Origin of the sequence: Catelliglobosispora koreensis DSM 44566 (assembly GCF_000379685.1) — a bacterium.
Classification (GTDB): domain Bacteria; phylum Actinomycetota; class Actinomycetes; order Mycobacteriales; family Micromonosporaceae; genus Catelliglobosispora; species Catelliglobosispora koreensis.
On sequence record NZ_KB903249.1, the window covers coordinates 240269 to 251686 of the forward strand.

Consider the following 11418-nt stretch of genomic DNA (forward strand, 5'->3'; position numbering starts at 1 on the left):
GGAGGAACACCATGCGTCGCTTACTGGCGGCCGTGCTTTTGGCACCACTTGTCGTTGCTACACCGGCATCTGCTGCCGCTACGCTAACCCTTGTCCCGTATGGTATTGACTCGTCCAACCAGGCCGGCTGGTGGGCACCGCTAGAGACTTATGTGGGCGGGAGTCAGTACGCCTACTTGGCCTTCAACGAACCAGCCGCGACGGCCGGCAATCATAAGGTCGCCATCGCCCGTCGAGACGGCAGTGGCAACTGGACGAAGCTGCCGGTCATGAACGGTGCGGTGCAAGCCGAATACGTCGATGACATCGGGCACAACCAGCCGTCGATCGCCCGTGATGGCAGCGGGCGGTTCCACGTGTTCGCGTCAATGCACAACAATGTTTGGCGCTACTTCCGGTCTGATGTCACGGGCGGGGCACCGCAGTGGCACTCCGGCGATATGCCAGACCAGGGCATCGGCGTTACCTATCCCGTCTTGGCGACAGCGCCCAACGGAGACGTGTATTTGCTTGCGCGCCTTGATGGTTCGGGGTCGCGCACGGGACGGCTCTACCGCTGGAACAACGCGGCCTCGACGTGGTCACGGATCGCCATCATCGGCAACTCGCCCAGCCGGGCGTTCTACCCCGACGATCTGCAATTCGACTCGGCCGGCAACCTGCACCTCCTGTGGGAGTGGTCGGTCTACCCGTCGAGCGGATTCCGGCACGAACTGAGCTATCTTCGCTATACCCCTGCGACAGGCGCTTTCAGCGACCACAACGGCGCCGCCGTCACGGTTCCGGTCACGACAGCGACGGCTGACATCGTGCAGCCAATGACCGCTGGCGAGGTGTACGGCACGAGCGACGCCATCGCCGTGCAAAGCGCCAAACTCACCCTCGACGGCACGAGTCCCAAGGTGGCCTATCGCTACCGCACGGGCGCGACCTTCGCCGTCTACTACGCGTGGATCTCCGGCGGGGCATGGTCGCGGGAAATCGCCTACACCGGCTCGGAAACCAGTGCCGCGATCGACATCACCTGGCATCCCGTCGACGGCAAACGCATCTACTACGCCCTGACCGCCGGCACCGATCGTGCCTTCATGGCCACGAAACCAGCGGCATCGTGGGTGCAAACCTCAGTAGCGCCAGGTGTTCCCGTCTCACGCTTATCGGTGGAGCGCAACTCGGCGGGCAGTGATGTCTTGTACCTCGTCGATCTCGTCAACCTCCGCCTCTACTACGGCACAAACTGATGCGGCGCCTTCTTCCGATCGTGCTGGCAGCGGCTCTGCTGCTGCCAGCGGTGCCCGCGACGGCAGTGCAGTCCGTGGTGGACAACGGCACCACGGTCACGGTGACCGAAGCCGCCCATCGCGTGACGGTCACCAAAGCCGGATTCCGGTATGAGCTGCGCAAGACTGACGGCACCCTCATCGCGGGCGCGCACGCGGTCAGTGGCTTGCGGTTCACCGGGCCTGACACGACAGCGATGGCCGAAGCGGCCACGACCACGCTGCTCGACTGGAACAGTGACCGGGCGCGCTTCCTCGTTACCAACACCAATGGTGTGCAAGCCGAGGTATACCTGCACACCCGTCCCGATTATCTGAAGTTCCAAGTGCTGCCAGTGGTCGCGGGCAGCTATATCATCGATCTGCGCACAGCGGCGGTCGGCAAGGGCTATGGTCTCGGCGATCACGGCCGGGACAAGGCACTGTCCATAACCGACTACAACATGACGAACAACGCTGGCAGTAACCGCTTCATCTCCAACTTCGCCATCTATCCGGCCCAAGGACTGGCGCAGGTGCTCTTCGAACCGGATCGCAAACGGGTCGTGATAAGCGCTTCGGAGCACGCCCTTGGAGCGCATGGCGTCGCCGACATCCGCAAGCTCTACTACTTCATCGGCACGCCCGCCCAGATCTACGCCAGATACAAGCAGATCAAAGAATATGTGGGGTACCCAGACAAGCGCCCGAAAGCAGAAATGTTCGGGATCGGCTGGGAAGCCTACGGCGCGCTGAACAGTGCCTACAACTGGAACACCCGTCAGGGCCCAGTGCAGGACAACATTCAGCGTTACCTGGACGAAGGCTATGACCTCACCTGGGGTGTCGTCGGATCGCGCTATTGGCGGGGCAACCCTCAGCCCACGTCGCAAGGAACGACCCTGTTTGGCCTGTGGGACGACGGCTCGCCCGGATCCAATGTGCCGCCCAACTACCCGGATCCGCAGGGGCTCAAGGACTTCTTCCACTCCCGTGGACTGAAACTCCTCCTTGGCGCCCGCATCAACATCTCGTCCAGCAATCCCTTCTACGCCACCGCCGCGGCCAATGGCTATCTCGTGCCCGGACACTCTGACACGATCAACGTGCGCGACAACCCGGCCGCTCTCGCCTGGTACAAGGCGGGGACGGATCTGTGGGGAGTGGACGGTTTCAAGGAAGACCTGTGCTGCGCGGGCGGTTACGCCTATGACGACGACAAGGTGAATAAGGCCAACGAGGCGCTCATGGCCGCTGGCCGTTACGTGATCGTGCGCAACAGCGCGTGGTCGGTTCCCGGCGATATCAGCCGCCGGGAAGACACTGAGTACAACGGCTACTTCGGCAGCCCCGCTGATATCTCCCGGCTCGGGATCGCTTACGGGGCAAGTGCCGCACCGAACTACTACCCCGACATCGTCATGGGCACCAACCAAGTCGACTCCGGGCTGACCGCCGACGAGGAACGCTATTTCGTGCGCAACGCCACCGTCGCGGCGGTCATGCCGTCCATGGCGTTTGGCTACGGCCCTTGGAACATCAGCAACGCTGACTACCGAGCCGCGGTGAAGAACGCGGCGGACTTTCACACCAAGTTCGCTCCCTACATCTACAGCGCCGCGGTCGACAGCTTCAACACCGGTTACCCACACACGATGACGCCACTGCCGGTGGCTTATCCGGGTGTCGCGACCGTCTACGACGCCCCGAACACGCAGTGGATGCTGGGGCCGTCGATGATGGCGACCGGCGCGTGCTTCACGGCCCTTCCGGTCAGCACCGCGTGCACCGCCAACATCGTGCTGCCGCCCGGCAAGTGGATCGATTTCGAGACGGGGCAAGCCTTTACCGGCCCCGCGACACTCACCGGATATTCGTTCCCGATCGGGAAACTGCCCGTCTTCGTTGGCGGCAAGGGAACGGTCGTGTTCAAGGAGGCCGCGTCAGGCGGCCTGCGGGCGAAGGTCTATCCGATCGCGACAGGCGGATCGGCGTACACCTTCACGGACGCGAACGCGACGGCGAAGTCCACGATCACCAACAACAACACGGGGTGGAACCCCGCGAGCCTCGTCATCACCGACACCACTACCGGCTCCGCGGTCGCGGCCGAGCACGAGACACAGACCGGAGCCTTCCGGTTCACCCTCGTCCCCGGCCACAACTACGTTCTCACAGGAGGCTCATGATGCGACGGTTCGTTCTCGCCGCCGTTGCGGCGACTCTAGTGCTGGCGCCGGCCGCGCCGGCCCAAGCTGATCCCATCGGTGGCACCGGCTGGAGTCTGGTGTTCAACGATGACTTCGACGGGACCTCGGTCGACACCACGAAGTGGAACTACCGCACCGATGTCAAGGCGCTCAGCGCGCAGGAGGCCGACAACGTCAGCGTCGGCAACGGTGTGATGAGCATCAGCCAGGAGCACGTGCCGGATCACCCCAGCGGCAAGGACTTCACCGGCGGAGGACTGATCACCAAGCAGAAGTTCCGTTACGGCTATTACGAAACGCGTGCCCGGATCAACGATGGGCCGGGGTGGCACACCGCCTTCTGGCTCCAGTGCGGCGACGGCGCGACCACGTTCCCGGCGTGCCAGCGTACGGAGATCGACGGTTTCGAAATCGACTCACACCTGCCAACAAGCCTGCGGCACAACATCATCACGTGGAAGGGCTCCGGCGTTTCGAACTCGTTCTATTCCTCCACGGGCGTTTACAACATCGGGTTCGATCTGCGGCAGTGGCACACCTACGGGATCGACTGGTCGGAGACGTCGGTCAAGTATTACGTGGACGGTGTGCTGAAGGCGACGCAGAACTACGCGCCGTCGGCCTGGATGCACGACTACACGAACATCTGGCTGACAAGCATCGGCTATGCGGTGCAGCCGGATCCAGCGAAGCTGCCGAGCACAGCGCAATTCGACTACATCAAATACTGGCAGAAGGACTATTACCTCGACAACGACGGCCCGGCCGCTTATGGCTACAGCGAAACCGGCAGCTGGTCTGACAGCACGGTCACGGGATGGACGCATTCTTCGCCGACCCGTTTCGCCACCTGTGGTGTGGCCGGAGCGACGGCCACGTGGCGGCCAAACCTGCGAACCGCTGGCACCTATCAGGTTTACGTCTACAAGGCCGCGCATGCGCACAGCGACGCGAACACCCGCTATGACGTCGCCGGCACCACCACCTTTGTCAACGGCACAAGCGGCGCAAGCGGATGGGTCTCGCTGGGAACGTTCAGCCTTCCCGCCGGAACCGGCACCGCCGTCCAGTTAACGTCCAGTGGCAACGGTTGCGCTCGCGCCGACGCCGTGAAATTCGTGAGGAGTTAGGCATGAAGCGCATCCTTGCCGCTTCGGCGTTAATCGCGTTGATAGCGCTGCCAGCGGTGCCGGCCCAGGCCGACCCGGTCGGTGGAACAGGCTGGAACCTCGTTTTCGTTGATGACTTCAACGGCACCGCCGTCGACACAGCGAAGTGGAACTTCCGCACCGACGTCAAAGGCTTCAGTGCCCAGCGCCCGGAGAACATCACGCTCTCGGGCGGGCTGATGAACATCAACCTCAAGCAAGAGTCCTTTGGCGGCAAGAGTTTCACCGGTGGCGGCCTGATAAGCAAACAAGCCTTCCGCTATGGGTACTACGAAACCCGCGCCAAACTCAACGATGGTGTCGGCTGGCACACCTCGTTCTGGGCGATGGCCGGAGATGGAAGCACGACGTTTGGTCCCGACCGCAAGACCGAGCTCGACGGTTTCGAAATCGACTCGAAGTCCTCGCCGACCGCGCTAACGAACATTCACTCCGGTGTGCACGCGTGGAACGGGTCGACCGACATGAACAACGTCGGCACGACCTACAACTCCGGGCTGGACCTGCGCCAGTGGCACGTTTATGGCATGGAGTGGACGGAAGCCAACGTCAAGTTCTATGTGGACGGTGTCCTCAAGTTCACGGCCGCTTACGCCCCGACGAAGTGGACGCACGATCACGTGAACATCTGGCTCACCTCGATCGGCTATGGCACGTCGCCGGATCCGGTGTTCTTGCCGAGCGCGGCCCAGTTCGACTACATCAAGTTCTGGCAGAAGGACTATTACCTCGACAACGATGGCCCGGCCGCTTATGGCTACAGCGAAACCGGCACGTGGCTCAACAGCACGCTCACGGGGTGGACGACCAACTCGCCGACCCGTTATGCGGCCTGCCACAGCGCGGGCAACACGGCGACGTGGCGGCCGAACCTGGCCCAGGCTGGGAACTACGCCGTTTACGTCCACAAGATCGTCCACAGTGGAAGTGACGTGAACGCCCGCTACGACGTTGCTGGCACCACGACGTATGTCAACGGGACAACCGGCACGACGGGCTGGGTGCCGCTCGGCACCCACGCGCTCCCAGCAGGCACCGCGACGGCGGTCAAACTCACGTCCAGTGGCACGGGCTGTGCCCGCGCTGACGCCGTGAAGTTCGTCCGCGTGTAGACAGACCCTCCTCCCCGGCCGGCGGCACCTGCCCCCATCAGATGCCGCCGGCCGTCTCATGAGCTGCTCACGAGACGTTTGATCCGCGGTCACATGCTGTTAGCTAACGGCGGGTGGACTGTGGCGCATGACCGACCGACGTCAGCTGCTGACGCTTGCCGCCCTTACGGCCGGCAGCGCGACCCTTGCCTCTGGAGCCTTCGCCGCGAACGCGCAGGCGAGCCCTAACCGCCCCAAGGCGAAGCTCGTCATTGGGCACCGGGGCGCTTCCGGGCATCGCCCGGAGCACACGCTCGCCGCCTATGAGCTTGCCGCCCGGATGGGTGCCGACTTCATCGAGCCCGACCTGGTGATCACGGCTGACGGGGTGCTGGTGGCCCGGCACGAAAACGAGATCTCGGGCACCACCGACGTGGCCACGAGGACGGAATTCGCCGGGCGCAAGACGACGAAGTCCATCGACGGCGTCAACGTCACCGGCTGGTTCACCGAGGACTTCACGCTGGCTGAGCTCAAGACGTTGCGTGCCATCGAGCGCATCCCGGCCACGCGGCAGCGCAACACCCTCTTCAATGGACTGTTCCAGGTGCCCACGCTCGATGAGGTGCTGGAGTTGCGCAAGCGCCTTAGCCGTGAACTCGGCCGCGAGATTGGTGTCTACCCGGAGACCAAGCACCCCACGTATTTCCAGTCGATCGGCAACGACCTGGAAACGCCACTGGTGCGCACACTGCGCCGGCATGGCCTCGATCATCGCAACGCCCCCGTGTTCGTCCAGTCCTTCGAAGCCGCGAACCTGCGTCAGCTCAAGGACCACACGCGCGCACGTCTGGTGTTCTTGGCGAACGCCAGTGGCACGCCTTTCAACGATCCCCAGACCTACGACGCGTACACGACGCCGCAAGGCCTCGCCGAGCTAGCCACTTTCGTGAGCGGACTCGGCCCGTTCAAGAACCGTGTCATCCCTGTGCTGCCAACCGGCGAGCTGGGCACACCGTCCACTTTGGTCAGTGACGCGCACGCGGCCGGCCTGGTAGTCCACCCGTGGACTTTCCGCGCGGAGAACCAGTTCTTGCCGCCGAGCCTGCGCACCAGCACCGATCTAACCGCCTATGGCAAGGCGATCGACGAGCAGATCGCGTTCTGGAACGCGGGCATCGACGGCATGTTCAGCGATCAGCCCGATATCAGCGTGCTCTCGCGTGAGCTCAGCTGAGCTGACGGCGCGCCCACGTGGCTGGCGATGCGCTCCACCACCTCGGGATCGGCGAGAATGCGCCGGTGCCCGAGGCCGGTGGTGAGCAGCAACTGGGAGCCGCGCCAGGCTCCGGCGAGCATGACCGCGTCGCGGTGATGAACCTCTTTGTCCTGCCGGTCATGCACGAGCAGCAGCGGTGGCAGGACAGCGCGGGGACGGGCTCGGTGTGGGAGGCTGAAGTCTTCCATGGACCGTCCGACGCGTTTTTCTAGCCGCCGCAGGAAAGCTGTGCGGATGCGTTCGCCAAAGCCGAGATCGCGTGCGAATTCCACCGTGTAGGGGATCGGGTCCACAATGGACCCGATGGTGACGAGGCTGCCCACTTGCAGTCCGTCAAGCACGGCCAGCGCGGCGGCTGTGCCGCCCAGGGAATGCCCGATGACAGCGTGCGCCGGGCCGTTGGCGGCCACCACTGACTTCAGCGCATCGGCGAAGTCAGGCAACGTCGCCCGCCGTGGGCCGAAATCGCTTGGCGCGGAATCACCGTGGCTGGGTGCGTCGAGCGCTATCACCTTGTACCCCTTGGTGGTCAAGGGTTTGACGAAGGACTCAAGCTGAGCGCGACGGCCACCCCAGCCGTGCATGAGGTAGACCGCCGGGCCCTGTCCCCACGACTCGGTGACGACGCCACCGACGCGAGAGCGCGTCCCGGGACTCTTTATGGACAAGGGTTTGCCCCGCGGTGGCGTGCACCAGAGCCGCTCGGCGAAGACCGATCCCAGCGCGGGTGCGTTCGCCTCCAGCAACCGGAAGCCAACCTGAATAGAACGAACGATCGTGCTTTTTTGAGTAGCCATAACGGCATGCTCCCCTGAGAAGAAAAAGTTAGCTGCGGCTATCGGTGATGAGACGTTCGAAAGCGCGGCGGGTGCGTTCCCCGGCGCGCGGGTCAGCCATCAGGCGAAGGGCATGGAAATGCCCCAGCATCAGGCTGAACATCTCGTGGGCGAACTGCTCGGGATCAGCGTCAGCGCGCCAGTGCCCCTCGCTGATCCCGGTGCGGAAGATGTGCGCGATGGCCTCAAGCAGATCCCGGTGATCGCGCACGAGCTGGTCGCGAACTGGCCCTGGCTGATCGTCGAATTCCGTTGCGGCGGAAACGAATAGACAGCCGGGCGCGGACTCCCGGCTGGTATACATCCACAACTCGAAAAGCTCCCGCAGCCGGGGCTCACCGCGCGGCTTCGTCAGGGCCACGTGCACCACATCACGGGTGAACGTGTCCCTGGCATAGGCGAGCACTTGCAGCTGAAGGGCTTCCTTGGACCGGAAGTGGCCGAACAGCCCGCTCTTGGACAGCTCGGCCTTGGTCGCGAGGGTGCCGATGGTCAAGCCGGCCAGCCCGATCTGGCTCGCCACTTCGACCGCCTGCTCGAGGACGGCCAGTTTGGTCGCCTCACCTTTCCCCGCCATGGGACCACAATAAGCACGATCGTGCGCCAAGCGCAACCTCTACTCGGGGGCGATCCAGGTCATCGCCTGGCCGTGCGAGCGGGTCCAGGCCAGCGGCTGCCCGTCCAACGCCAGCAGATTATGCGCGGCCGTGGGCGCGGGTGGCGCGCCAGGAATGACGTCGGCGGTGTCGTTGGACAGCCAGTGACCCGGCAACGTTCGCACAAGTGCCGTGAACCGCTGCTGCTGCTCGGCACTGACCTGATACAGGACCGACGTGTGGAAGACGACCAAAGTCGCCTCCGCGGGCGCCTTCGCGGCAAGGGCGAGCAGATCATCGGCCAGGTCGCCGCGCCACAGCAGGGGCGGATCAGCCGCCGCGATCGCTGCCGCCGCACGCAACCGCGCCCGCCGGTGCTCGTGCTCCGGCCAGATCAGCGCGTCGAGCCAAGCCACATCTAACGGGTCACGCACATCGAGTGGATTGAGATCGATGCCCGCCCGCCACACCACTTCTGGCAAACGCGAAGGTGCGGCCACACCCGCCAGCGAGCAATCGATGACAGGATCGCCAGCACCTAAAACCGTTGCCCCGTAACGATAGGAGTACCGATCGGGGTAGAGGCATAACCCAGCGGAGGTGCCGACTTCTAGCAATGCCAACGGTTGTGGCAGGCTGGCAAGGACCGGAAGCAGCACCGCGCACCGGCCGGGTTCGTTAGTCTGCGTTGCGCGCACGAGCATTTCGGCGGCGATCGCCGGCCAGTGTGCGAGGACGAACTCCCGGAACAGCACCGGGTCATCGACAGGCCCGCCAAGCAACCGGACCACGCCAAAGAACAATTGCGGCTGCCACTTCTGCGGGGCGAGCGTGCCAAGGAGGGCCAGGACGTCATCGTCGCGGCTGACGGCTAACCCGAGGCGCTGATAGAGCGGTGAAACTCCACCAGCCTCGGTTTCGGCGAACTCGGTGTAGATCACATCGATCGTCACGTCAGCACACACTAATTGCGGTGCGGGATTTGTGTGGGCCCAGGCACACTGGGCAGCATGCTCAAGTACCCCCGCACACCACACCTGGAAGGGTCGCGCCTGCAAGCAGGCGACGAAGACCTGACCCAGAAACCCTTTTCGGGGGTACGAGGTAAGCACGTCGTGGCCGAAGAAAAGCTGGACGGGGCAAACTGCGGGATCAGCTTTACGCCTGACGGTCAGCTCAGGTTGCAGTCACGTGGGCACTACCTGACGGGCGGCCCGAGGGAACGCCAGTTCACGTTGCTCAAATCGTGGGCGGCCACGATCGCACCCGTGCTGTGGCCCGTGCTCGGCAGCCGTTACGTGATGTATGGCGAATGGCTTTACGCCAAGCACACGGTCTTCTACGACGCTTTGCCGCATTACTTCTGCGAATTTGACATTCTCGATCAAGAGACCGGCCGCTTCTTGGCGACAGTTCGGCGGCACGAGATGCTCGCGGGGACGCCTGTCGTTAGTGTGCCGGTGCTCAAGGCGGGCAGCTTTGACACGCTGAAAGAACTCACGTCGCTGGTGGGGCCATCGGTGTGCCGGACACCTTCGTGGCGGTCCGTGCTCGCCGAGGCGGCAGCCGAGGCCGGCGTAGCGGTTCACGAGGCGTCGGCGCAGACTGACCAAGCAGACGACATGGAAGGCCTCTACCTCAAGGTGGAAGAAGACGGTCACGTCGTCGAGCGGTACAAGTGGGTGCGGGCTGGCTTCCTGCAAGCGTTGCTGGACTCCGGGTCGCACTGGGCGGACCGCCCGATCATCGCCAACAGGCTCGCCGATCCGGGGGTGCTATACCGGGCAGTCGGCACAGCGTTGCCGGCTTCGCCAGGCAACGCAAGGACAGTCGCCCGGAGGTGAGCAGAGTGCGGGAGTTTGAGGCACTGTGCCCTTCGGGTCCACCGTGGACGGTCGACTGGACGGCTATTCAGGGCGCTTTCGCGTGGGTGCGACGGCTCACCGGAGTACCACAGGATGCTGTTCATCACGCCGAAGGCGATGTCGCGACGCACACCATGATGGCCGCGGTTGCCCTGACTGAACTGCAAGAGTGGCGTGCGCTGCCGCCACGGCGGCGGGTGCGGTTGTTCGCGACGGTGCTGCTGCATGATGTCGCCAAGCCCGACTGCACGCAGCACACGCCCGAGGGACGGATCACGGCGCACGGGCACTCGCGCAAAGGCGATCTGCTCGCGCGCCAGATCCTTTGGGAGATAGGCGTTCCCATCGCCTGGCGCGAACATGTGGCAGCGCTGGTGCGCCATCATCAGGTGCCGTTTTGGGCGCTGGAACGGCCCGATCTAGAGCGGATCGCGCTGCGGGTGAGCCTCATGGCGTCCAATATGGACCTGGTGCTGCTGGCGAAGGCCGACATCATCGGGCGCGTTTGCGCTGACCGCGACATGGTGCTGGAGAACATCGAGCTGTACCGCGAATATTGTGCCGATCTCGGCGTGCTTGACGAGCCGTGGCCGTTCGCCAGCGACCACGCGCGGTTCATGTACTTCCGCACGCCCGGCAGGGATCCGCGTTATGCGGCCTTCGACGACACGCGTGGCACGATGACCGTCCTATCTGGACTCCCGGGCGCTGGCAAAGACACGTGGGTGGCGGCCAACGCGGGGGATCAGCCGGTCATCAGCCTCGACGCGATCCGGGCGCGGCTCAAGGTCAGCCCGGCCGGTGATCAGCGCGCTGTGGCCGCGGCCGCGCACGAGGAAGCCAAGGAGCATTTGCGCCGTGGCCAGTCGTTCATGTGGAACGCGACGAACGTGACGCGGCAGCAGCGTGACGTGTGCACCGGGCTCGCGGCCGCCTATCACGCACGGGTGAATATCGTTTCGCTGGAAGCGCCTTACGGCGCGCTTCTTTCCCGCAACGGGTCCCGGCTGGCGCCAGTTCCCGCCCCGGTCATCGCGCGCCTAGCGGCCAAATGGGAGGCGCCCGATCTCACCGAGGCACATACGGTCACCACACTTACTAGCGTCTAGGTCG

At 64.2% G+C, this 11418-nt stretch carries 10 protein-coding genes; 7 read left to right on the forward strand and 3 right to left on the reverse strand.

Going from position 1 to position 11418, the window contains the following annotated elements; genetic code table 11:
* The first annotated feature begins 11 nt into the window (after window positions 1-11).
* The 5 genes from A3E1_RS0101225 to A3E1_RS0101245 all read left to right on the forward strand — a co-directional run bounded on the left by A3E1_RS0101225 (window position 12) and on the right by A3E1_RS0101245 (window position 6966).
* Window positions 12-1241 carry a BNR-4 repeat-containing protein gene (locus A3E1_RS0101225; protein ID WP_020518923.1) on the forward strand — a complete coding sequence of 410 codons (1230 nt, stop codon included), beginning with the start codon at window positions 12-14 and terminating at the stop codon, window positions 1239-1241.
* On the forward strand, window positions 1241-3448 hold the full coding sequence (locus A3E1_RS0101230; protein ID WP_020518924.1) for an alpha-amylase family protein: 2208 nt from the start codon (window positions 1241-1243) through the stop codon (window positions 3446-3448). The genes A3E1_RS0101225 and A3E1_RS0101230 overlap by 1 nt, the downstream gene beginning before the upstream one ends.
* Entirely contained in the window at window positions 3448-4599 is a 1152-nt protein-coding gene (locus A3E1_RS0101235; RefSeq protein ID WP_020518925.1) for a golvesin C-terminal-like domain-containing protein, read from the forward strand. Before A3E1_RS0101230 ends, A3E1_RS0101235 begins: the two co-directional genes overlap by 1 nt.
* 2 nt (window positions 4600-4601) lie before the next feature.
* Entirely contained in the window at window positions 4602-5750 is a 1149-nt protein-coding gene (locus A3E1_RS0101240; protein WP_020518926.1) for a glycoside hydrolase family 16 protein, read from the forward strand.
* A gap of 127 nt (window positions 5751-5877) precedes the next feature.
* Window positions 5878-6966 (forward strand): glycerophosphodiester phosphodiesterase, encoded by a 1089-nt coding sequence (locus A3E1_RS0101245; RefSeq protein WP_020518927.1) that lies wholly within the window; start codon window positions 5878-5880, stop codon window positions 6964-6966.
* Here the strand turns inward: A3E1_RS0101245 and A3E1_RS0101250 are convergent.
* From A3E1_RS0101250 to A3E1_RS0101260, 3 genes are read right to left on the reverse strand one after another with little or no spacing between them, the layout of a single operon-like run.
* Complete coding sequence (locus A3E1_RS0101250; protein ID WP_020518928.1) at window positions 6927-7805, reverse strand: alpha/beta fold hydrolase; 879 nt, start codon at window positions 7803-7805, stop codon at window positions 6927-6929. The two genes, A3E1_RS0101245 and A3E1_RS0101250, sit on opposite strands and share 40 nt — an antisense overlap.
* A 28-nt stretch (window positions 7806-7833) precedes the next feature.
* Window positions 7834-8421: a TetR/AcrR family transcriptional regulator gene (locus A3E1_RS0101255; RefSeq protein ID WP_020518929.1), complete on the reverse strand. Its 588-nt coding sequence runs from the start codon at window positions 8419-8421 to the stop codon at window positions 7834-7836.
* 39 nt (window positions 8422-8460) lie between these two features.
* Complete coding sequence (locus tag A3E1_RS0101260) at window positions 8461-9393, reverse strand: DUF2332 domain-containing protein (RefSeq protein WP_020518930.1); 933 nt, start codon at window positions 9391-9393, stop codon at window positions 8461-8463.
* A gap of 57 nt (window positions 9394-9450) precedes the next feature.
* Here A3E1_RS0101260 and A3E1_RS0101265 point away from each other — a divergent pair, with 57 nt between their 5' ends.
* A complete protein-coding gene (locus tag A3E1_RS0101265) occupies window positions 9451-10284 on the forward strand; it encodes an RNA ligase family protein (RefSeq protein WP_040390389.1) in 834 nt (277 codons plus the stop codon).
* A gap of 5 nt (window positions 10285-10289) precedes the next feature.
* Window positions 10290-11414, forward strand: a complete 1125-nt coding sequence (locus A3E1_RS0101270) for an AAA family ATPase (protein ID WP_020518932.1) — start codon at window positions 10290-10292, stop codon at window positions 11412-11414.
* The last annotated feature ends 4 nt before the right edge of the window (window positions 11415-11418 follow it).